This window comes from Flaviaestuariibacter terrae, from assembly GCF_054777635.1.
This window is the reverse complement of record NZ_BAAHAL010000008.1, coordinates 1,480,759-1,503,039: the sequence shown is the minus strand read 5'-3', so window position 1 is coordinate 1,503,039 and position 22,281 is coordinate 1,480,759. Positions and strand designations below refer to the sequence as shown.

The window sequence follows — 22,281 nt, the reverse complement described above, 5'->3', positions numbered from 1 at the left end:
GGAGGTTGGTGAGCAATCGGGCAGCCGGGAACCGGGAGACACCTAATCAGGCCCTGCAATAACCGGGCCGCCCGGTTTCACGCGGTTTTCACGCCCGGATTGTTGAGGAATCACCCGTAGATATACGGTATACCCGGACAAAGCACAGCCGGCTGGTACGATTGTGGTGGTATTGCAGCGGATAAATCAAACAATCATGGCCTCTTTCCAGGAACTGATCAATACCGATAAGCCCGTGCTGGTTGACTTCTACGCCGAGTGGTGCGGCCCCTGCAAGATGATGGCCCCCATTCTCCAGGAAACAAAAAGCCAGCTTGGCGACGGGGTGACGATCGTCAAGATCGATATCGACCGCAACCGGCAGGCTGCGGAGTATTATGGCGTTCAGAGTGTTCCGACGCTGATGCTGTTTCGCAAAGGCGCCATCAAATGGCGGCAGTCGGGGGTCGTGCCCGCACCCGCGCTCGCACAGGCGATCCGGCAGTACGGCGGCATGTAAGTTTCGCTCAGAACAGCTGCCGCAGGGCCGCCCGGGCAAAGGGCAGCGCGGGCAGCGTGGCGATGATCGATAACTCCCTTCCGAGGCTGCTCTCGTTGTCGAGAAACTGCAGCACGCGGCGGGGATCGTTTTTTTCAAAAAGATCGCGGAAGATCGCGGCGCCCTCGAGGCTGCGCCGCTGCAGGATGTCGAGCAGCACCGAATCGTAAAAATGAAAGCGGCCTGCCGGCGCGGGCGCATCGAAGGGATGCCCCTTGGCGCCGAGACTGGCGGCGATCGCGGCGCTGTGCTGCTGGATATTGCGGAAGGTATATCCGCTGGAACCCTTTGTGCGCCCCCCGGCGGTACCGAGGTGGACGATGTTGCCGTGCCGCCGCGGAAAGCGGTGGTTCGTCATCGGGATCACCCCGAACTCCTCTTCGAGGATCGTATACTGCGGGATGTCCAGGAACCGGTGGATATAGTCGTCGAGCGCCGCGTCGTAAGCCGCCCGCGGCAGCAGCGCTTCCGTAAAAAGCGTATACTCCACCAGCGCCTGCCGATCACTGAAGGGCAGCACGTACACGAACGACGTTCCCTCGGCCTGCGGCACGCGGAAGTCCATCAGCGTGGCCCGCTTCGGATCGAACACCGGGCCCGGCGCCTCGATCAGCCGACCCTTGAAATGCTGGAGCAGCCAGTGCATCCCCCGCTTCGGCACCGGTCGCTCGTAAATGCTGTTGAATACAAAGCGGCCCCGAACCGACCTTCCGCCCACGCGGATACCGGTGCCTTCGGCTGCCGACGAAAACACTCCCTCGACGCGCCCCTGCACAAAGTGAATACCGGGAAAGCCGGCCGCGGCGTCTTTGCAATAGCGGTAAAAATCCTGCCCGCGGATCAACTTATACTCGTAGGGTGCGATGTTGAGCGTACGGTGAAAGCGGGGCGAAAAAAAATCGAGCAGCGGCCAGCGCCGGTGCACGATGGCCTCGAACGGCCCCGGCTCTTTTTCCCAAAAGCACCAGGTGCGGTCGTTGGCTTCCTTCGCATCAGCATCAACCAGCAGGATCTTCTTCCCCGCCGCTCCGCCGCTTCGGACCAACTGGTACAGCAGGCTCAGCCCCGCGCAACCCGCGCCGGCGAAGAGATAATCATATTCGGGAAGTACATCGGATACCGAAACGGTTTGCATGAAAAGTTTGGGGTTTGGAGTTTGGGGTTTGGAGTTGGCTGGCGCACACTGTCAAAGGTTTGCGTATGGAGGAACTTCAAACTACAAACCCCAATCTCCAAACTGTCTTCTATTCCGGCGCATAGCCTACTTTCTGGGCCTTCATCAACCGCTTGTCGCGCCGCACCTTTTCCCAGTATTTCTTATGCACCATCAGCATGCCGAAGCTTTCGCCGTGTTCCTTGTTCAGGTGCTTGTGGTGCATCTTGTGGGCCCAGCGGATGGCACGCACATAGGTGCTGTTGCTCCGGCTGAACCACTTGAAGCGCTGGTGGATGATGACGTCGTGCACGATGAAGTAGGCGGCGCCGTAGGCCATGATGCCGAAGCCGATGGCGGCCTCCCACCAGATGCCGCGGCTTACGCCGAAACCGATTAGGAGCATGCTGGGTACGGCGAAAATCACGAAGAACAGGTCGTTCTTTTCAAAGAATCCCGGCTCTACCTGGTGATGATCGCGGTGGAGGTACCACAGGAAGCCGTGCATCACGTAGCGATGCGTAAGCCAGGTGATGCCCTCCATGATGAGGAAGGTGGCAAAAAGGACCAATATGAAATACAATACAGTCATTACAATTCGAATGTTTTCTTGTCATCCTGCGCCGGCCCGGAGGAGGCAGCCTGTCCGGTGTAACCGGGTGCCGCGCGCCAGACCTGGTGTACCCGTTCGTAAATAAGGCGGAACCATTGCGTGAACCGCTCCGGGTTATCGCGCAATTCCTGTTCCAGTTCGCTCATGCTTACGTAGCGCACAGCGGCCACTTCGTCAGGATTCAGCGAAAAAATCCCTTCGTACAGCCCCGTGAACACATGATCGAACTCGTGCTCGATGAGCCCGTTCTCTACCTCGGCCCGATAGGTGAACGAGAAGGCTGCCTGGACCGGCACCGTGATCCCGAGCTCCTCGCGCAGGCGGCGCTGTGCGGCTGCGCCGGGCACCTCGCCCGGAAGGGGATGGCTGCAGCAGGCATTGCTCCAGAGCCCGCCGCCGTGGTATTTTCCCGCGGCCCGTTGCTGCAAAAGCATCCGGCCCGCGCTGTCGAACAAAAAAACGCTGAAGGCGCGGTGCAACAGCCCGCGCTCGTGCGCATCCATCTTCCCCGCCGTTCCGAGCGGCTCGTCGCGCTCATTCACCAGCACCACTTGTGGCTCCATCATCATCCGATCATTCGCAGGCGGTTTTTCACACTGGCCCGCAGCACAATGTACGCCTTGTAATAGTTGGGTATCCGGATCCGCTTCTGCAGGATATGCGCGGGCTCCGTGTTTTTGATCTTGCGAAACAGCGAGTAATAATATTTGTACGCAACGTACACCCCGAAGCGCGCTTTCAGCGGCAGCTGCAGGATCCCGTCGTAGGCGGCGCGGAAGTCGGCTTCTATGTCGGCCTCGATCTGCTCCTTGTCGCGGGCGCTGAAGTTGTGGAAGTCGCAGCCCGGGAAATACATCCGCGACAGCACCTGGTAGTCGGCCTGGATGTCGCGGAGAAAATTGACTTTCTGGAAGGCCGCACCCAGCGCACGTGCCGCGCCGCGGAGCCGCTCATACTGGTCGCGCCGGCCCTCGCAGAATACATACAGGCACATGAGTCCCACTACCTCCGCCGATCCGTAGATATACTCCTCGTACCCCTGGCGGTCGTAGGCCTGCTGCGACAGGTCGGAGGCCATGCTCCGGAAGAACGCCTCGATCAGCTCGTGGTCGATGCCGAACTCGTTGACCGTTTGCTGGAACGAGTCGAGGATCGGGTTGAGGCTGATGCGGCGCTCAATGGCGGCAAAAGTTTCGTTGCGGCATTGCTCCAGCAGCAGGATCTTGTCGTGGCCGTGAAAGGTGTCGACGATCTCGTCGGCAAGACGCACAAAGCCGTAAATGTTGAAGATGGGCCCGCGCAGGTCGGCGTGCAGGAGGCGGATGGCCGATGAAAACGACGTGCTGTAATTCAGCGTCACCACCCGGCTGCAGTCGCTGCTGGTCTTATGGAAAAGGGCTTCTGTCATAACGTACCGTTGAACTGTTTGACTACTTCTGCCGCTACCACTTCACCGCTGATGAGGCTGGGCGGCACACCCGGCCCCGGCACGGTGAACTGGCCGGTATAAAATAGGTTGGGAACTTTTTTGCTCTGGCAGGAGGGACGGAAGATGGCGGTTTGCAAAAGGGTGTTGGCAAGGCCGTACGCGTTTCCTTTGAACGAGTGGTAGTCGCGTTCGAAATCGCTTACGGAAAATGACTTTTTATAGATGATCGCATCGCGGAGCGGCTCACCGAGGTGGCGCTCGAGCCGCTGCAGGATCAGGTCGAAATAGCGCTCCCGTATTTCTACGGTATCCGAGCCGAGGCCCGCGGCAACGGGAATGAGAAACACGAGGTTCTCGCAGCCTTCAGGGGCCACGGTGGGATCCGTCTTCGAGGAAGCCGACACGTAGAACAGCGGCTCGCTGGGCCACTGCGGGTCGCTGTAGATCTCGCGGGCATGGCGGTCGAATGGCACGTCGAAGAAGAGGGCGTGGTGCGGGAGGTTCGCAACCCGCTTGTTGAGGCCCACGTAATACATCAGGCAGGAAGGCGCCAGCACGCGGCGCTGCCAGTAGGTTTCGCTATAGGTGCGGGCCTCGGGAGGCAGCAGGCTGGTCTCGGTAAAATGGTAGTCGGCGCCGCTGATCACCGCGTCGAACGTATAGGTACCCTTGTCGGTACGCACCTCGGTGGCCGTGCGGTTGCGCACCACGATCTCCCGGGCTTCCTCACCGAGGCGGAACTGCACACCCAGCTCCTCGCAAAGCGACTGCATCGCCGCGACGATGCTCCACATGCCGCCCTCGGGGTACCAGGTGCCGCCGCGGATGTCGGCGTAATTCATCAGGCTGTAGAGGGCCGGCGTGTTTTCGGGGAGGGCACCGAGAAAGAGCACGGGAAATTCCATCAGCTGCCGGAGGCGCTCATTTTTAAAGTGCCGGGCGATGTGCTTTTTGATGGACGTAAAGACATCGAGCCGCAGCACGTTGCGCAGCACATCCCAGTCGAGAAACTCGCTCACGGATCGGCCCGGCTTGTACACGAGACGCTGCATCCCGATGCTGTATTTATGGGCAGCCTCCTTCAGGTAGTGATCGAGGCGCGCGCCGGAACCCGGCTCGATCCTTTCGAAAAGAGCGCGGAAGGCTTCGTAATCGGCGGGAATATCCGTGGAGCCGTCGGCCCAGTACACGCGGTACGAAGGGTCGAGGCGGGTAAGGCTGTAATAGTCGGAAACTTTTTTGCCGAATTGCGCGAAGAAGCGCTCAAAGACATCGGGCATCCAGTACCAGGAAGGGCCCATGTCGAAGGTGAAGCCCTCTTCCTGGAGCCGGCGCGCACGGCCTCCGGCAGTGGCGTTCTTGTCGAGAACGGTCACCGACCAGCCGGCACGCGCCATGAAAGCCGCTGCCGATAACCCGGCAAAGCCGGCGCCGATAACCAGGACGCTTCGTTTCATCGATCAAGTTGTTTTTGAAGCATTTTACGGGCAAAGTGAATGCGGCTCTTGATGGTGCCCAGCGGCTCCTGGAGCGCATCGGCGATCTCCTGGTACTTGTAGCCCTGCAGGTAGAGGAGACACGCTTGCTTAAAAATAACGGGCAAACCGTATAGCGCGGTATTTATTTCCTGCAGGCGGAGACGCCCGTCGGCGCCCATCCGCGGCTCGTCGTTACGGGCAACATAGGCCACCGTGTCGAACACGCCGCGCTTGCGCTCGGCACGCCGGTAGTCGTTGATAAAGATATTGCGCATGATCGTGCTCAGCCAGGCGCGGATATTGGTTCCGGGCTGGTACTTGTCGCGGTGGGCCAGGGCCTTGTACACCGTTTCCTGGTACAGGTCCTGCGCGGCCTCGCGGTCTTTGGTCAGCGTGATGGCAAAGGGTCGGAGGCCTTCGGCGCTATGAACCACCAAGCTGTTAAACTCCTGAATTCCCATCCTGTTTAAACTTTAGTAAATCAAAGTTATACAAAAGACGGGCCCCAAAATTCCTTTTTGTCTAATTTATTTTTTCTAATCTTAAACAAACTGTGCGGTGGGAAAAGGACCCTAGATACCCGATATATACGCCTGTACCTCGGAAAGGGATTTCAGGAGCATCAGGTTGGGATGCAGGCTCCGCGGCTCCTCGTGGGTAACATAGCCGGACAGGAGCACGCGCGACCGGGGCGCGCCGGCGCAAAGGCCATTGAGAAATTTCTGGAATTGCGGCTTGTGGTGAATGGCCGTCAGGTGGAGATAGATGATATCGGGCTCCTTTAGCTGTACCACGTACAGGGCATCGCGGAGCGGCGTGTTGGCGCCGATATAGAGCACGGGCAGTCCCTTGCGGCGGAGGAGGTAGTTTACATAAAGCAGCCCGAGCTCGTGGTGCTCGCCTTCAGGCAGTAGCAGCAGCAGCGGTTTGCCGCCGCGGGCAGCGGGCAGTGCCTCGGTGGCGGCAATCACCTTCTGCCGTATGATATTGGAGACCACATGCTCGTGGGCAGGATTCACCCGCCCCGTTTGCCAGAGGATACCGGTTTTCTCGAGGAAGCGGAATACGAGGTTGCTGATGGTAACCTCGAGTCCATAGTGGGCCAGGTGATGGTCCAGGTGGCGCTCAAAGCCCGCGGCTTCGAGGTCCACCATGCAGCCGATCAGCTCGTTGACCAGGTGCTCCTGGCGGGCTTCGGCGAACTCGAGCTGCAGCACTTCGCGGTGCCGCTGCTCAGCATCCATGCTGTCGATCCGCGAGATCTTGTAGCCATACTTGTTGAGCAGGGCTACAGTAAGAAGGGTCTTGAGTTCCTCGTTGTTATACGTGCGTATGTTGGTAGGCGTGCGCGAAGGGCGCAGGAAGCGGTAGCGCTGCTCCCAGATACGGATCGTATGGGCTTTGATCCCTGTCAGCGTCTCCAGTTCCTTGATCGTGAATCCCATAATGATGGATAATACAAACGAAGCGGGAGAAAGTTCGGATTTATTCCGGGAAATACGTGCGAATGGGATAGGCTGCTAATGGGACAGGCTGCTAATCGGCTACTGGCTGAAGGAAATCAGGCACCCGGGATCCTAAAGCTTGTCGTTCTGAAGGCTGCCCGAGTCCTTGAGCTTTTCGAGCAGCGGCGAGGCGGCGGCCTTCGCGAGTGCGGGGAGGTGTTGCACGTGGTGGATGTCGGTTCCCACAAAGTCGTAAAAGCCTTTGCGGATCATGTTTTCCGCCAGTTCCTTACTCAGCACACCGTAATGCCCGACCAGCGACATGAGGTTAAGCTGGAAATAGCAGCCGTTGTAGCGGAGGTCGTCGAGGTAGCCCGGGTCCTGCTTCAGGTAGATGTAGCGCTCGGGGTGCGCGATAACGGGCGTGTAGTTCTGGAGTTGGAGATCGAACAGCACCGACTTGAATTCGAGGGGCGCCGAGAAGGTGGAAGCTTCCACCAGGATCAGGTTTCCAGGAAGGGTAAGCAGTGGTTTTTGCTCTTTCACCAGGTCGGCGAAATGGCCATCGACAAAGTATTCCGCGGCGGCCTCGATCGGCACATCCATGCCGGCCTCTTTGAGCGCCGTGCGGAGCGTTCCCAGCGCCGACCCGATGGTTTCGGGCGTGTTGGGATACATGTCGGAAAGAATATGAGGGGTGGTATAGAGCTTCTGGTAGCCCATTTCGAGGAGTCCGCGGATCAGCTCGAGGCTGGTCTCCGGGTCGGGGGCGCCATCGTCGATGCCGGGCACCAGGTGCGAGTGCATGTCGGCCTTCAGCCAGGAAAGGTCGACGCGGGGCGCCTTGCGTTTTTTCCAGAAGAACATGGGGCGAAAGTACGATTACAACAGCACGCTCTGCGCGGGGAGGCTGGAGGCCTGCTGCATTTTCGCGACGCGTGCGGTGGAAACAACAACCGTGCGGCGCTTGCGGCGCTGCGCAACGGCGAGGATACCGAGGGGGAAGAGGAAGAGAAGCTTCGACAGCCAGTAGCAGATGCGGTGGAAGCGGGAGGCGTTCGGCGCGGGGTCGGCGTTGATGGCGCCGAGGCGGAACTTCAGGAAGTTGTCGCGGAGCTGGTCATGGTCGCGCACGTTGTTGTAGATGCCGTTGAGATTGGGAGAAGCGGCAATGGCTTCAACACCATCGATGTTGGCCTCCGTGACGTTGGGCTCCACATCAGGGTCGAAGAATACCCAGCGGCCGCCAACGCGTGCCTCGAGGGCAAAGTGGGTGGGGAAAAGAACCTTACGCACATCGATGCCCTTGCGGCGGAACGCGGCCATCATAACGATCGACTGCTGGCTGCAGGCGGCATGGGATGCGCTGAGAATATCATCGGGGAGAACGGCAGCGGCAATATCCTTGCGTACGAGGCCGCTCAGGGCCACCAGCCAGTTGCGCGACAGCTCAGGGCTGCTGTAGCCATGCTGGAAGCGCTCTTCTACCGTGTTGAGAAGTAAGACACCGTAAGCAACACTTCCTTCCTGCACTCCGCTTGTACGCGCCTGCTGGTCCACTACGGTGAGCAGCTGGTCTACGGTACGGGCACGCGCTACAAGGCTCGGGTCGAATTTCTCACCAACATGGCTCTTGTCTCCATACCAGTCGATACGGACCGGTATAAAGTTGAGCCCCAGTAAGATGCACGAAAGCGCGAGGAGTGCTGGAGTGAGAAAATTGGGTTTACTATGTCTTGCCACCAAGTGTCGGTTAGTTTCGTGTAAGCTTCAAAGATAATTTTTTCCGGTCAGTATGGGTAAGTACTTAATATTAAAATTCCTTAATGTTCTTTCCGCATCCTACCGGCGGCCTTTTCCGCGGCTACCCTCGAGCAGCTCGCGGTAATAGCCGGTTGTATTGGCCACCATCGTCTGGAGCGAGAATTTTTCTTCGGCAAAGCGGCGCCCGGCGGCACCCATGGAGGCCCGGAGCTCCTCGTCGTTCACCAGTCGGCCAAGCGCTTCGGCGCCGGCGGCGGCATCTCCTGCCGGTACCAGGAAGCCGGTTACCCCGTCGGCCATCGTATCGGCAACGCCGCCCACGTTGGTAGCCACCACGGGTCGGCCCGCCGCTTCCGCCTCGATGATCGACACCGGTGTGCCTTCGTTGTGCGAGCTGAGGGCAACGATATCAAGACCCGCATAGACTTCGTCCATACGCGTTTGCCAGGAGGTGCAGGTCACAAGTGCCGGCCGGGGATCGTCGGGGTAATAGGTGTAGTCGAGGCCGCGCGCGCGGCAATCCGCTTCCACATTGGCCCGCTCGTCGCCATCGCCGATAAGGAAGAAGCGGAGGCGGCGCCTGGTCGATTTCGCCAGCAGGTCGGCCATCGCGATAAAGAGGGCGTGGTTCTTTACCGGCACGATACGGCCCACCAGCCCGATCAGCAGTTCATCGTCGGCCACGCCATACCGGGCGCGGAAAGCCGCCCGCTTCTCCTCCTGTCCCTGCGCAAAGGGCGCCAGGTCGAGGCCGAGGGGAATGACGCGGATCTTATCGGGCGCGGCCACGCGGAATTCGCCGGCAAGCTCCTCCTTCTGGAGGTCGGAGATGGCAATGATCCCCGAGGAGCGGCGCGCGAGGTAGCGCTCGGCCTGGAGAAACACCTGCGTCTTCAGCGGGGAGAAATAGGAGTGAAATACGTGGCCGTGAAAGGTGTGTACCGTTACGGGAACGTTTGTGGCAAAGGCCGCCAGGCGCCCGAGGGCGCCGCTTTTGGCGGCATGCGTGTGCACGATATCGGGACGGAAGGAGCGCATCAGCTCCTTGAGGCGCTGGTAGGCCGCACGGTCGTCTTTCCAGTTGATGGCGCGGCGCATCTCGGGCACCTCCACGGGCTTGATCCCGAACTGGTCGGTGATGAAGTTTGCATCGAGCTCATGGTCGTCCTTTCCACCGATAACCATCATCGTTTCGAACTCAGGCCGCGAATAATGGGTGAGGTAAGCAGCGATCACAGAAGGCCCGCCAATGATGAGGCGGTTCAGTACACAGAGTACGCGGGGCATGGTTTCGGGAAAAGATAATTTATTGAAATAATATGTTCTGCGCTCGCCCGTTTCGGGACCGGTTCGGTACTTTTGCGCCTTACCGACAAAGAACGCCTGTATGTATTTTATATTTTGGTACGACTATGTAGCACTGCCGGTTTATTTGCTTTTACTCGGCAGCCTGCTGATGTGGTACTTTGGAAAACGGCACCCCCACGAGCCGGAGCTGAAGAAGCTCTATATGCGCGGGATGTTCCTGAAATTCCTGGGCTCCGTCGCCATCGGTCTTATCTACGAGCACTACTACCACGGCATGTACGACGGGCGCGCGTACTTCGATGCGTCGGTGATGCTGAACACCTACTTCCGCAACCACCCGGGCGAGATGCTCCATGTGCTGTTCAATAACCTCGACAGCTTCAACAACACCAACATGGATGGCCTGTCGATGCGCGACGTGCTCCTGTTCCAGAACGAGGCCTTCTTCGTGGCCAAAGTGGCGGCCATTTTCAATTACCTGGCCTTTAATATGTTCCTGCCCAACTCGCTGTTCTTCTGCACCCTGGCGTTCATCGCGGTGTGGAACTTCTTCGTATTCATACGCGAGGAGTTCGGTATCCAGACGCGGCTGGCAGCCTTCTGTACGATCTTCATCCCCTCGGTGATGGTGTGGGACTCTTCGATCTTCAAGGATACGATCACCTTCTCCTCGCTTTGCTGGCTGTTCATCACCGGCTACTATGCCTTCGTAAAGCCGCGGAAAGTGCTGAAAAACCTCCTGGGCTTTTCGCTGGCGGCCTTCCTGATCATCTCGGTAAAGGTGTACATCTTCGCCGCCTTCGTTCCGTTCTTCCTGCTCTTTATCTTCAACTCGTACAAGCACAAGATCCAGAACCCCGCGGTGCGCGTGCTGTCGACGCCCTTTATCCTGGCGGTGGCGCTGGGCGGTGTGGGTCTCTTCCTCCGCAATGCCGACGAGCTCCTCGGACGTTACTCGATGGAGAACGCCCTCGATACAGCCGCCAACACCTACAACTCGATTACGCTTTACGGAGGCGCCGCGGGCTCGGCCTACGACCTCAACGTGGATTTCTCGTCGCCGCTCGGCATCCTCGCGGCCATCCCCGTGGGTATCAACCTGACGCTGTTCCGGCCCTATCCCTGGGAATATGGAAAGATCTTCATCTTCGCCGCTTCCCTCGAGAGTATGGTGCTGCTGTATTTTACGATCAAACTCACATTCAAGGGAGGCATCGGGTCAACGTTCCGGCTTATCGCCAAAACGCCGATCCTGCAGTTCTGCCTCCTGTTCACGTTCCTCTTTGCGTTCATGACCGGTATCGCGGCGGCCAACTTCGGAACGCTGGTGCGCTATAAGATCCCCTGCCTGCCGTTCTACTGCCTGTTCCTCGTATACCTGTACCAGGCGAAGCTGGCCGAAGCGGAGGCTAAGGCGCTTGAACAACAGAATCAATTATCTGAACATATACCGGAGCATTCTTTTTGATCGAGTACAGGTTTTCCACGCGGTCGTGGGCGGCCTGTCCGATTCGGCGGCGCTCCTCCGGGTTATCGAGCAGGTAGCGCAGCTTCTCCAGCCACTCTTCTTTCGTCTTCACGAGGTAGCCCGATACGCCGTCCTGGATCACGCGGTGGTTGGCGCCGAGGCCCGTTGCCACCGTGGGAATGCCCAGGGCCATGTACTGGAGGGCCTTCAGGCCGCTCTTGCCCATCACCCACTGGTCTTCGAGGTGCAGCGGGTACAGCCCGATGTCGAACTGCTGCAGCGTCGGGATCTCCCGCTCGCGGCTCCATTCCACGGCCTCGTAGTCCACGCCGTCGAGGTGATACTGCGTCGATCCCATCACGAGCAGCTTGAAGTCGTGCGTCTTCGCCAGCTCCTGCAGCACGTCGTTGAGCAGGTACAGGTACACGATGGTGCTGTGTGAGCCGCTCCAGCCGAGCACGAGCTTGTGGTCGTTCCGGTAGCGGTTGACCGGCACATAGGTATCGGTGTTGATGGTCGACGAAATATCGGTGGTATGCGGGTTGTACTTGCGTACGAACTCGTCGAGGAAGGGCGTGCAGGTGATGACGTGCTTCGCCTTCTTCATCAGGAATACCGGCTTCTTGCGGCTTTTCAGCATTCCTTTCCACCAGGCGATATGCGAGGCTTCCTTCAGGAACACGAGGTCGTCGATATCGTAGATGATCTTCTTTGCAAACTTGTTGTACAGCCACTCGAAGAGGGCCGGCCGGATTGGCGTGACCCAGAGGTGAATGTACACCGCATCGTACTGGCCGAGGCGGAACAGGTACTTGAGGCGGCGCGCATAGCCACGCAGCAGCGCGGTAAGCTTGCCCAGGTAATGACCCTTCTTGTAAATCACCTTCCAGGCCTCGTCGTCGTAGAAGCAGGTCCATTCGATCTCGTAGCCGGCGGCGCGCATGTGATCGTAGTACTGCTCAAACTTCAGGCGCTGGCTGGGTGCTTTATCATAGGGATAGGGAACAACGAACAAAAGTCTCATGGCTTGGTGGTCTTAATGAGGGCGAATTTTGATTTGAGTTTGAGGAAGGGTTTCTCGAAATAGTTATAGCTCAGGTAAGCCATGATCATCACGAGGGCCAGCGAGCCGATGCCCTCCAGGAGAATAAACGGGTAGAACGAATCGGTGAGGCGGGCGCGCTGCAGCAGCGTGTGCACGATCAGGATGCTGATCAGGTGCAGGCAGTACAGGCCGTAGGTAAAGGTGCCCAGCTTCGAGATGCGCGGGAAGCGCGACAGCTTGAAGAGCGAGTTCTTCGCGAAGCACTGCTCTATGATCACGAGCGCGAATACGGTCGACAGCACCATGCGGTCGACCATCCAGCCGAACGTGCTCGTTTGGAAGATCTCCATGCGGAACAGCAGGATGACGATCACCGCGGCGTAGATCGCAGCGATGGCCGCACGCGGCATTTCAGCGAAGCGGGCCATGAAGCCGCGCTTGGTGAAGGCGAGCCAGGCCGCGGCGCCGCCGATGGCGAAGTCGCCGATAATGGCCAGCGTGTTGATATTGAGCTGAACGCTGTTGATGTCGTTGTCGTACCCGTGGCTCAGGATAAATGCGCGGAAGGCCAGCGACAGGGCCAGCACCGCGCCAAAGAGGTGGAGCTGGAAACGCGCGGGCACAAAGGCCATCAGCAGCGGCCAGAACAGGTAGAACTGCTCCTCCACGGCTACCGACCAGAGGATGGCCAGCACCGAGGCATCGGGGCGGTGCGCGATAAAGTCGAAGTTGGCGAGGAAGGTTACGTAGAACCAGGAGTTGGCGGGCTCCGAAGGCACCTGGCCGAAGTAGGCCTTGAACATCGGGAACAGCACAAAGCCGAAGAACACGCAGAAGAAATAAAGCGGCCAGATGCGGAGCACCCGGCGCACGTAGAAAGCGCCCACGTGGATCCTGCCCGTTTCCTTCTTCTCGGTCAGCAGCAGGTAGGTGATCAGGAAGCCGCTGAGCACGAAGAAGAAATTCACGCCCACGCTACCGTTGATCAGGAAGCGCCGCAGCATGATATAGCGGCTGTCGCCGGTGATCTGCGGGTTGGAGTTGGAGAACGAGTGAAACAGGAACACGCTCAGGAAACAGAAGTACCGGAGCCCGTCGAGGTTGGGAAAATAGACCGCAGGTTTTTTTTGCTCCTTGTTCACGGTTACCGCGGGTTTTGCGGACTCCGCAGTTGGCTGGGATAGGACACTCATTGCGCAAGTAGTTTACGGTATACCTGAAGATACTGATCCGAGCCGTAATGCAGCGAATAGTTCGACAAGTCGTATTGTTTATGTGTAATTGGGTTCTCAGAAAGCCGTTGGGCCGCCTTTTCAAATTCGGCGGGCACGGCGGCCGGCATCAGGTAGCCGCACTGCAGCTCGCGGAAGATCTTTTCGGCGTCGCCCACCTCGCCGTTGGTGACCACCGTTTTGCCCATAGCCAGCATTTCGTACAGCTTGGTGGGCGAGGTGGCCTTTTTGGCAAACGTCGGCGTGATGAAGAAGAGGCCCGCGTTCAGCGTCGAGATGTACAGCGGCATCTCGTTGCGGGCGGCCGAGGTCACCACGACGTCGGCGCGGTCCACGCCGGCGGCCTCCGCGATCCGGAGCACTTCCTCGCGGTCGTTGTTGACCATGAAGAACAGCTTGGCATCAGGCACGCGGGTCTTGATGGTCTTGAAGCACTCCAGCAGCTCCGGCACCATGTAGGCGGTTCCGATGGAGCCCACGTAGCCGAACACGGTAGCGCCCTGCAGGCCCAGCCGCGCGCGGAGCGCCTCGGTCTCGGCCGCCGGGATCGCCTTCGGGTCGAAGAGCGACAGGTCCACGCAGCAGGGGATCACGGTGATGTCTTCGGCGCGGCGCTCGGGGTACATCTCCAGCACCATCCCCTTGGCGCGGTGCGTGAGCGAGATGATATGCTCCGACTTGCGGAACAGGTTACGCTCGAAGTAGCGGAGCACGGAAAGCACGGCGCGGTGGGTGAACTTGCCGCGGTTGATGCGGCCCGTTTCCACGTTGGCGTCGATCCAGAAGTCGCGCTTGTCGAAAATGAGCTTGGGGCGGTACAGCGACCGCACCAGCAGCCCGATGCTCGACGCAAAGTAGCTGCGGCAATGCACGATGGCGTAGCGGTGCTTCCGCGTAACGCTCACGGCGGTGCCTACGAACTTGAGGAAGTCCCAGATCTTGTAAAAGATGTTGCGCCCAAGCGTGAAGTCGAGGCGGTGCCACACGATGCCGTGGCGGTCGAGGAGCTCCTGCACCTTCCGGATCTTCTCGGTGTTGGCGCGCTTCTCGAAGGAAAGTATATGAAAGCGCATACCGCGCTCGCTGGAGGCAATGATATACGGGAGTACCTGCGCCTGGCCGATATGGTCGGTGAGGCCGTCGTAGGTGAGGTAAAGGATGGTCTGTTCTTGTTTCTTCATGGTTGCAATACGGCTTCGATCATAGCCTCCCACTTCTGGCGGGTCTTCTCGGTGTCAAAATCGCGGGCGCGGGCGCGGGCGCCCTCTTTTATTTTTTCGATGCGGTCTTCGTCGGCGGCAAGCAGCGACTCGATGGTCTCCTTCCAGGCCGCGATCGTGGCGGGGTGGCCCGCCTCGGGGATCGGCATCAGGAATCCCGCGCTGGTGGCCTCCACCGTTGTGCGCGGGTGCTCGGGATCGTATGGTTTTGCGCCTTCCATCACTTCCGAAATGCCGCCGTTGGGACAGTCGCTTACCAGCGCCGGCACAGCGCAGGCGAAGGCCTCGAGCAGCGCAAGCGGAAGCCCCTCCCCTTTTGTCGGGAACAGGAACAGCGCGGCACGGCTGATGATATTGTGGATGTTCTGCTGGAAATTCAGGAAGTAGAAATGCGCGGTCTCGTCGAAGTCGGCGTCTTCCACCTGGCTGTAGCGCAGGCCCGCGTCGGTCACGGCGCGGCGCACGCTCGCGGCTTCCTCGCCCTCGCCGATGATGAGGAACTTCGTTCCTTCCTGGTCGCGGAGGCTCTTGAAGATCGGCGCCAGGGCGGCCGTGTTCTTGATGGCCGCGAGGCGGTTGGCGGCCACGCACACGCGGTAGCGGGCAAACGGCCCCTCGAGCTTCGCCGGGAGGGCTTCCCGGAGGTTCTTCTCCACGCGGCCGATCTCCACCGGGTTCTGCATCACCTCGAGCTTGTCGCGGCGTATCCGGAAAAAGTCGACGAGCTCCGGGATGAGGTTGGCGCCGCCCACGATCACCTTGTCGAAGCTGTTGTACACGCGCGTCACAAGTGGCCGGAGCTTCACCATGAGCGCGTTCTGCGGGTTGTTGAGGATGTTGATCTGGATAAGGCACATCCGGCGGTCCTTTCCCGTGAGGGCGTTCATCCAGTCGACGGGCCACAGCGAGCTGATGGTCAGGTCGCTGCGGAGCTCTTTTTTGAGGCCCGCGAGGCGGCTGATCTTGCGGTAGTAGTTGCCGATCTTCCGGAAGCCGCCGGCATACCCGATGTCGAGGGTGCCGGTGCGGATCCCTTCGAGCTGCGGGGCCGGGTAGGAATTGTGGATCGCATAGAGCGACACCCGGTAGCGGCTGCTTTCGTGCAGCAGCTGCGCGAGCATGAGTGCAACGCGCTCGGCGCCGCCCTGCCCGAAGTGCTCCACGAGGACGAGAATATTTTTACGATCCGTATGCTCCATTCAGGAAAAGAAGTTGGGTTAATTCGCTTGTTGCAGGTAGGTCTTCATCCAGGCCAGCGTCCGGTCGAGGCCTTCGGCGAGGTCTACCTGTGGACGCCAGCCGTTCAAGCCGGCGAGTGCGCCGTGATCGAGCACGTTGTAGTGCACGTCGAAGGGGCGGTTCGGCAGGTTCAGCACCGCGAAGGGCTGGATGCCGTCGAGGCCGCGCAGCTGCTCCACCACCTCGTTGATGGTGTAGCCGCTTCCGTAGCCCACGTTATACACGGTGCCGTTGACGCCATGATCGAGCACGTCTTTCACGGCCGCGCAGAAATCGGTGAGGTACAGGTAGTCGCGCACATGCGTGCCGTCGCCGAAGATGGGCACGTCGGCGCCCTTCAGCCCGTTGGCCATGGCCGTGGCGATAAAGCCCTGCCCGCGGTAGGGCCGCTGCCCCGGGCCGTAGATATTCGAAGGACGGATGATATGCACGTTGAGCCCGTAGATCGCCTGGTACATCAGCACGTAGCGCTCGGAGGTGAGCTTCGTGATGCCGTAGGGCGAAAGCGGTACGTTGGGATGCGTTTCCGCGATGGGCTGCTGTACGCTGTTGCCGTACACGGTACCGCCGGATGATACATAGAGATAGCTCATCCCCGGCACCTTGCGCACGATCTCCAGGTGATGGATCACGGTGTACAGGTTTTCGGAGAAGTCGGATATCGGGTTGTCGAAGCTCGATTTCGGCACCGTGTTGTACGAGAAGTCGACCAGCTTGCCGACCTCCTCGCTGAGCAGGATCTCCGCCACGCGGTCAACGCTCAAGGTGGCGATGGAATGGTAGATCTCGTTGTCACGCAGCGGCCCGATCTCCATGCTCCGCCCCATGATCACGATCTTGTCGTACCGGTCATGAAACTGCTCGCGAAACGAGGTTCCGAGAAAGCCGCCGCCGCCGATAAGTGCAATATTGCCCGCTTTAGCCATAATCAATTCAAAAAGGTTGAAGGGTTCAGGAGGTTTAGAAGGTTCAAAAAAATTGAGATCCGGAACTACCGTCCTGAACCTTTTCTTACGCTTTATTCTCCTCCAGCCACCAGTGCAGCACTGTGAGCAACCATACACGGAAGTAGGAAGAATCTTCTCCCTTGTTATAAAATCGATCTTTCAGGGCCAGCGCCGGCGCCGCGTTGACGATGCCGTGCTTGTCGAGCACCGCCTTCGTGAGGTATTGCTCCACCAGCGGGCGCAGCTCCGCGCGGAGGGCTTTGTCGAGGGCAATTCCAAAGCCCCACTTGGGCCGGTCGAAGTACGAGGCCGGCACCAGGTCGTAGAGCACCTGCTTGAGCAGGTATTTCCGCTCGCCGCCTTTTTCCTTGAGGCTCTCGTGGAGGTTGAGCGAAAACTTCAGCACCTCGAGGTCGAGCAGGGGCACGCGCGTTTCGAGCGAGTACTTCATCGAGGCGCGGTCCACCTTCACCAGCAGGTCATCCTGCAGGTAATAGGCCAGGTCCCAGAACGATTGCTTCTCGCGGACGCTCAGCGGGCGCGGGCTTTCCACGTCGCGGTTGAGACCGTCGAAAGAATACCCGTTATAGGTGAGCAGCTCCTTCAGCTCGCGGCTGTGGAAGTAATCCTGCCCGTAGATATGGCTTTTGAGGACGCGGTCGTTCTCGTAACCGAGCATGCGGCCGGCCTTCTTGTAATAATCGGGTGCCAGCCGGCTTGCCGCATGGAGCGGCTTGCGCAGGGCGCGCAGCAGCGGGTTTTCGAGGCGCTGCGCCCAGGTGTAGGTGCCGTAGCCGTAAAACTGCTCGTCACCACCGTCGCCGCTGAGGGCCACGGTCACGTGCTTGCGCGCCAGCTTGCTTACCAGCATCGTCGGGAATGCCGACGTGTCGCCGAAGGGCTCGTCGTACACACCCAGCAGGTCGGGCACCATATCGAGGATGTCGCTCTGGCGGATGGGCAGCTCGTAGTGCTCCGTGCCGAGGTACCTGGCGATCGCCGCCGCGTAGGGCGCCTCGTTCACCTTGCCATCGAGCACGGCGATGGAGAAGGTCTTGATCTTCGTGTCGGAGGTCTTCGCCGCGATCGCCGTTACCAGCGAGCTGTCGATACCGCCGCTCAGGAAGGTGCCGGAGGGCACGTCCGAGATAAGCTGGCGCTCCACGGCGCCGAAGAGGATCTTCGTCAGCTCGCTCTTGGCCTCGGCTTCGTTGGTAACGGTGCCGGGACGGATATACTGCTCCACTTTCCAGAAGGCGCGGATGTCGGACAGCTCCGGCTTCCCGTTGGCCAGCGATACCTCCACGTAATGCCCCGAAGGGAACTTGTAGACATCCTGGTAAATGGTCAGCGGCACCGGGATATAAGCGAGGTGCAGGAAATACGGGATGGCCCCGCGGTTGACCTGCAGGCCCGGGAATAATTTCTTCAGCGACTTCAGCTCCGAGGAAAAGGCAAAGGAGCTTCCGTCGTAGTAATAAAAGAGGGGCTTGATGCCGACCGGGTCGCGGGCCAGCGTGAGCTTCTGCGTTTGCTTGTCGAAGATGCCCACGGCAAACATGCCATTGAGCCAGGCAAAGCTTTCGGCACCAAAGCGCACGAAGAGCTCCAGCACTACTTCGGAGTCGCCGTGGGTTTTCCAGGCGTGCCCGGGAAGCTTGTTGCGCAGCTCCTGGAAGTTGTACACCTCGCCGTTGTAGACCATCACGTAGCGGCCGTCGGCCGAGTACATCGGCTGGTGCGCGCCTTCGGAAAGGTCGATGATCGAGAGACGGCGGTGGCCGAGGCCGATGCCGCAGTCCTCAAAGAAATAGCCGCCCGCGTCGGGGCCCCGGTGCTCCAGCACGTCGGTTGCTTCCTGCAATTGCGGAAGGGTACTTCCCTGGGTAAAAAATCCGGCTATGCCGCACATAGGTGTCTGTTGAATGAGGTTACAAAAACGCCGGCGCAGGGCCGGCGGGCGTTACGTTGCGGGCACCGCGCCGATAGCATCGAGTACAACTGCGATCTTGCTGTTCCACGATACATGGTCATCGGCATAGGCGCGGATCCGGGCGTTGACACCGGGCTCTGCATATACGCGCTGGGCAAAGGCAACGATGTCGGCGATGTCCAGCGGCTCCTCGTTGCCGGGCACGTATTTCACGTAGGGCAGCTCCGGCGGCATGTCCTTGTCGGGCGTCGACACCACGATGGGAAGGCCGCGGGCGAAGTACTCGCGGTTTTTCAGCGAGCTCGAGTTGGTGATGCCGATGCGGTGGAAGCCAAGCGTGCCGATGGCGACGTGGTTGCGCGCATAGATGGCATCGAGCTCGGCGCCGCCCTTGAAGTTGTGAAAGGTCACGTACTGCTGCACGCCGAGCGATTCGGTCAGCCCCTTCACTTTTTCAAACTCGGGGCCGTTGCCCACCACGTCGAAGTGGATCTCGGGGCCTTTGCCCGACTGGATATACGCCGGAAGTCCGGCGATAAATCGCTCATAGGCGTGCCACTTCTTGAGGCTCGACACGCACACGAAGTTGATCCGCTTGCTTACATCGGGGTTGGGCTGCACCACGGGAATGCCCTTCAGGTCGATGCCGTTGTCGATGGGAATATTCGGAACACCATCCACGTCCTTCTGACCGCAGTAGGTGATCACGTAGTTGGCGAAGCGGTGTGCCTTCTTCTCCTGGCCTTTATTCAGCCGGTACATTTTGAGTTGCCGCGGGGTCAGCTCGTTCTCGAACGGGTAGGCTCCATACTCGATGATGAACGTGCAGCGGGGCAGCGCCGTTTTGACCGAGGCCACGAACGACGCGATAAACGGCTGTATCAGCGGCAGGCGGGCCCATACGAAGTCGTAGCCCTTCTTGGCGGCATAGCGCGCCATCACGCCCCAGGAGCGGATATGCAGCTGGTAGGCACGCAGGTATTTGTTCGAAGAAAAAGCCATTACCTGCTCGTCGCCGTTGTAGATGCCGGTGGTGCGGAATTTGAGCGCATCCACGGGCACGCCGTGGGCCAGGAAGGCCTTGTGTATGCCTTCGTTCTTCACCACGATCCCATCGGTTTTGCCGATGTCGGTGTAGATGGGAAAAATCAGTAAGCCTTTTTTCATGAAAGAGGTTGCGGTTGCGCGGGCGCTTAGGCCTGCTGGCCGTTGAGGTGTTTGTAAATGATCCCGGTGATCTCCTCGGCCGCATGCCCGTCGCCATAGAGGTCGCGGAAAGCGACCTCGCGCGGGGTACCGGCGATCGACAGGATCTCTTCGAGGTTGTCGAACACCAGCGTGTTGCAGCCGCCCTCGAGGGTCTCGACCCACTCGGTCTCGGAGCGCACGGTGATGCAGGGAACCCGCAGCATGTATGCTTCCTTCTGGATGCCGCCCGAATCGGTCACCACGTAGCGGGCACCCGACTGGTACGACAGGCAGGCCTCGTAGCCCACGGGCTCCACGAAGCGGATATTGCTGTATTGCTCCATGTCCACGCCCCATTTGCGCAGGTTGTTGGCCGTGCGCGGGTGGATGGGGAACACCACCGGTGCGGGCAGGCGGTTCATCACGCTAAGGATCGTGGTAAGACGCTGCTGGTCGTCGGTATTATAAGGACGGTGCAGGGTGGCGAAGTAATAGTCACCCTCGTGCAGGCGCTTCAGGAAGGGGCGCATCAGGTTGAGCGTATCGCACATGACGTCGCCGGTGCGGTATACGCCTTTGCGGATGCCTTCGTTGGCCAGGTTTTCAACGGCCACGGGCGTCGGGGCAAACAGCAGCTCCGACATATGGTCGGTGAGGATGCGGTTCACTTCCTCGGGCATCTGCCGGTTGAAGGAGCGCAGGCCCGCCTCGATGTGCACGATGGGGATATGCAGCTTGGCCGCCGCGAGGGCGCCGGCGAGCGTCGAGTTGGTATCGCCGTACACTAGCAGGGCGGCGGGCTTCTCCTTGAGGAGAATCTCCTCGATCTGCTGCAGCATGAGGCCCGTCTGGGCGCCGTGCAGCGATGCCTTGCCGATGTCGAGCAGGTACTCGGGGCGCGGGATCTTCAGCTCGTTGAAGAAGATGTCGCTCATCTTCTCATCGTAGTGCTGGCCCGTGTGCACGGAGATCGACTCAAAGCGCTTCGAAAGAGCCAGCGATACAGGCGCGTGCTTGATGAATTGCGGCCGGGCGCCGATGATGGAAACGATTTTGCTGGGCATTATTTCTTCTTGAGGAACGCTTTGGTCAGTTTGGAAAGGATGGCGTGCAGCCTGGCTTCTTCCTTGAATTCGCTGTGCTGGCGGATGGGGCCCTGGAGGCAGGCATCGAATTCGTCGGGCGTGAAGTCCAGCTTTTTCGATACGTAGTTATAATCCTCTTCCATCAGCTTCAGGTCGTAGGGCGGCTTGGCGAGCTCCTCGAGTGCCTCGGCGCGGGTCATCTGGCCCGAGCAGATCAGCGTGCTGAGGTGCGCCTTGCGCTTGTCGATGGCGAAGCGCGTGGGCAGGATGTAGCCCTGGTAAAAGCGCGTGAACACGTTTTCGAAGTGCTTGCCGCCATAATCGATCCAGCCTACTTTCTCAATGAGCTCCTTCTTGGATTGCGTCTTGTCGTAATCGAAGAAGTTGAGCGGCGTAAACGAGCGCAGGTTGAAAATGCGGTCGTAGTAGATACGCTGCCACAGTCCGAGCTTCGGCAGGTTCTTGATCTTGCGGCCGGGACCGTACTGGCTGTAGATATCCTGCAGGTTCATGAGGTCGAACTTGCGGTTGTAGTTCCAGGTGCGCGGCAGGATGGCCTCCGACTGCACGTTGAAACCTTTCAGGACATACTTGATGTTGAATTTCTTGCAGACCATGTTGAGGGCCGCGAAGATGAGGTGATCGGCAGGCACGTCGAGGTCGAGCACGCCGGCCTTGAAGTAGGCGCGCTGCAGCTGCTTGAAGTCCTCCCAGTTCATCACGTAGGTATACAGCTCGAAGCCGGCATACTTGAGCGTCTGCTCGATGTTCTGCACGGCGAGCTCGAGGTTCCAGCCGTAGTCGAAGTGCACCACCAGCGGGTTGAGGCCCCACTCCTTCGCCTTGTATACGAGGTAGGTGCTGTCTACACCACCGGAGAGGCCGATAATGCTGTCGTACTTGCCTTTCTTGTTGGCCTTCAGCTCGGCGATCATCGCGTCGAGGTGCTGCTTGCCTTCGTCGCCGAGAAACAGGTTCTTCCTGGCTACTTCGTCGTAGAGGTAGTAATAGTTGGAAACACCGTTCTCGTCAAACGTGATATCGGGGTCGGCGATGGTATCCATCACCGTCTTGCTGCACTGCTGGTACGGGCGGCCGAAGTTGGCACGGGGGTCCTGCTTCAGCTGCGCTTCGTTATAGGTCCATTGAAACATAAAGGGACGTTTCGGTTAATGTCGTTTGCGTGGTTAGGGTTA

21 protein-coding genes are annotated in these 22,281 nt (G+C 59.4%); 2 read left to right on the top strand and 19 right to left on the bottom strand.

Going from position 1 to position 22,281, the window contains the following annotated elements:
• Positions 1 to 196: 196 nt before the first annotated feature.
• Positions 197 to 499, top strand: a complete 303-nt coding sequence (gene trxA, locus ACYU7Z_RS14780) for a thioredoxin family protein (protein ID WP_460571811.1) — start codon at positions 197 to 199, stop codon at positions 497 to 499.
• 7 nt (positions 500 to 506) lie between these two features.
• On the opposite strand, the gene ACYU7Z_RS14775 is transcribed toward trxA, so the two are convergent.
• The 10 genes from ACYU7Z_RS14775 to ACYU7Z_RS14730 all read right to left on the bottom strand — a co-directional run bounded on the left by ACYU7Z_RS14775 (position 507) and on the right by ACYU7Z_RS14730 (position 9,707).
• Positions 507 to 1,673: a Rossmann-fold NAD(P)-binding domain-containing protein gene (locus ACYU7Z_RS14775; RefSeq protein WP_460571809.1), complete on the bottom strand. Its 1,167-nt coding sequence runs from the start codon at positions 1,671 to 1,673 to the stop codon at positions 507 to 509.
• A 109-nt stretch (positions 1,674 to 1,782) separates the two neighbouring features.
• Positions 1,783 to 2,283, bottom strand: a complete 501-nt coding sequence (locus ACYU7Z_RS14770; protein WP_460571807.1) for a sterol desaturase family protein — start codon at positions 2,281 to 2,283, stop codon at positions 1,783 to 1,785.
• Positions 2,283 to 2,870: an isopentenyl-diphosphate Delta-isomerase gene (idi, locus tag ACYU7Z_RS14765; RefSeq protein WP_460571805.1), complete on the bottom strand. Its 588-nt coding sequence runs from the start codon at positions 2,868 to 2,870 to the stop codon at positions 2,283 to 2,285. Before idi ends, ACYU7Z_RS14770 begins: the two co-directional genes overlap by 1 nt.
• Positions 2,870 to 3,712: a phytoene/squalene synthase family protein gene (locus tag ACYU7Z_RS14760; protein ID WP_460571803.1), complete on the bottom strand. Its 843-nt coding sequence runs from the start codon at positions 3,710 to 3,712 to the stop codon at positions 2,870 to 2,872. Before ACYU7Z_RS14760 ends, idi begins: the two co-directional genes overlap by 1 nt.
• Positions 3,709 to 5,190 (bottom strand): phytoene desaturase family protein, encoded by a 1,482-nt coding sequence (locus tag ACYU7Z_RS14755; RefSeq protein ID WP_460571801.1) that lies wholly within the window; start codon positions 5,188 to 5,190, stop codon positions 3,709 to 3,711. The genes ACYU7Z_RS14760 and ACYU7Z_RS14755 overlap by 4 nt, the downstream gene beginning before the upstream one ends.
• A complete protein-coding gene (locus ACYU7Z_RS14750; RefSeq protein WP_460572414.1) occupies positions 5,187 to 5,645 on the bottom strand; it encodes a sigma-70 family RNA polymerase sigma factor in 459 nt (152 codons plus the stop codon). The genes ACYU7Z_RS14755 and ACYU7Z_RS14750 overlap by 4 nt, the downstream gene beginning before the upstream one ends.
• Before the next feature lie 138 nt (positions 5,646 to 5,783).
• Positions 5,784 to 6,656, bottom strand: coding sequence for a MerR family transcriptional regulator (locus tag ACYU7Z_RS14745; protein ID WP_460571799.1), 873 nt, complete (start codon positions 6,654 to 6,656; stop codon positions 5,784 to 5,786).
• A 132-nt stretch (positions 6,657 to 6,788) separates the two neighbouring features.
• Positions 6,789 to 7,523, bottom strand: coding sequence for a tyrosine-protein phosphatase (locus ACYU7Z_RS14740; RefSeq protein ID WP_460571797.1), 735 nt, complete (start codon positions 7,521 to 7,523; stop codon positions 6,789 to 6,791).
• 15 nt (positions 7,524 to 7,538) lie between these two features.
• Entirely contained in the window at positions 7,539 to 8,399 is an 861-nt protein-coding gene (locus ACYU7Z_RS14735) for a hypothetical protein (protein WP_460571795.1), read from the bottom strand.
• Positions 8,400 to 8,498: 99 nt separating this feature from the next.
• Entirely contained in the window at positions 8,499 to 9,707 is a 1,209-nt protein-coding gene (locus ACYU7Z_RS14730; RefSeq protein ID WP_460571793.1) for a glycosyltransferase family protein, read from the bottom strand.
• A 100-nt stretch (positions 9,708 to 9,807) separates the two neighbouring features.
• On the opposite strand from ACYU7Z_RS14730, the gene ACYU7Z_RS14725 reads away from it, so the two are divergent.
• Positions 9,808 to 11,196: a hypothetical protein gene (locus ACYU7Z_RS14725; RefSeq protein ID WP_460571791.1), complete on the top strand. Its 1,389-nt coding sequence runs from the start codon at positions 9,808 to 9,810 to the stop codon at positions 11,194 to 11,196.
• Here the strand turns inward: ACYU7Z_RS14725 and ACYU7Z_RS14720 are convergent.
• The 9 genes from ACYU7Z_RS14720 to ACYU7Z_RS14680 form a co-directional block, all read right to left on the bottom strand.
• Entirely contained in the window at positions 11,138 to 12,220 is a 1,083-nt protein-coding gene (locus tag ACYU7Z_RS14720; RefSeq protein WP_460571789.1) for a glycosyltransferase family 4 protein, read from the bottom strand. The two genes, ACYU7Z_RS14725 and ACYU7Z_RS14720, sit on opposite strands and share 59 nt — an antisense overlap.
• Positions 12,217 to 13,434: an acyltransferase family protein gene (locus ACYU7Z_RS14715; RefSeq protein WP_460571787.1), complete on the bottom strand. Its 1,218-nt coding sequence runs from the start codon at positions 13,432 to 13,434 to the stop codon at positions 12,217 to 12,219. The genes ACYU7Z_RS14720 and ACYU7Z_RS14715 overlap by 4 nt, the downstream gene beginning before the upstream one ends.
• The gene (locus tag ACYU7Z_RS14710) at positions 13,431 to 14,654 is read right to left on the bottom strand and encodes a glycosyltransferase family protein (protein ID WP_460571785.1); all 1,224 of its coding nucleotides are present in this window, start codon (positions 14,652 to 14,654) and stop codon (positions 13,431 to 13,433) included. The genes ACYU7Z_RS14715 and ACYU7Z_RS14710 overlap by 4 nt, the downstream gene beginning before the upstream one ends.
• The gene (locus ACYU7Z_RS14705; RefSeq protein WP_460571783.1) at positions 14,651 to 15,892 is read right to left on the bottom strand and encodes a glycosyltransferase; all 1,242 of its coding nucleotides are present in this window, start codon (positions 15,890 to 15,892) and stop codon (positions 14,651 to 14,653) included. Before ACYU7Z_RS14705 ends, ACYU7Z_RS14710 begins: the two co-directional genes overlap by 4 nt.
• Before the next feature lie 18 nt (positions 15,893 to 15,910).
• Positions 15,911 to 16,858: a Rossmann-fold NAD(P)-binding domain-containing protein gene (locus ACYU7Z_RS14700; RefSeq protein WP_460571781.1), complete on the bottom strand. Its 948-nt coding sequence runs from the start codon at positions 16,856 to 16,858 to the stop codon at positions 15,911 to 15,913.
• An 85-nt stretch (positions 16,859 to 16,943) separates the two neighbouring features.
• The gene (asnB, locus tag ACYU7Z_RS14695; protein WP_460571779.1) at positions 16,944 to 18,791 is read right to left on the bottom strand and encodes an asparagine synthetase B family protein; all 1,848 of its coding nucleotides are present in this window, start codon (positions 18,789 to 18,791) and stop codon (positions 16,944 to 16,946) included.
• A gap of 51 nt (positions 18,792 to 18,842) precedes the next feature.
• Positions 18,843 to 19,979, bottom strand: a complete 1,137-nt coding sequence (locus ACYU7Z_RS14690; RefSeq protein WP_460571777.1) for a glycosyltransferase family protein — start codon at positions 19,977 to 19,979, stop codon at positions 18,843 to 18,845.
• Between the two features lie 26 nt (positions 19,980 to 20,005).
• The gene (wecB, locus tag ACYU7Z_RS14685) at positions 20,006 to 21,064 is read right to left on the bottom strand and encodes a UDP-N-acetyl glucosamine 2-epimerase (protein ID WP_460571775.1); all 1,059 of its coding nucleotides are present in this window, start codon (positions 21,062 to 21,064) and stop codon (positions 20,006 to 20,008) included.
• A complete protein-coding gene (locus ACYU7Z_RS14680; protein WP_460571773.1) occupies positions 21,064 to 22,239 on the bottom strand; it encodes an adenine nucleotide alpha hydrolase family protein in 1,176 nt (391 codons plus the stop codon). The genes wecB and ACYU7Z_RS14680 overlap by 1 nt, the downstream gene beginning before the upstream one ends.
• Positions 22,240 to 22,281 lie beyond the last annotated feature (42 nt).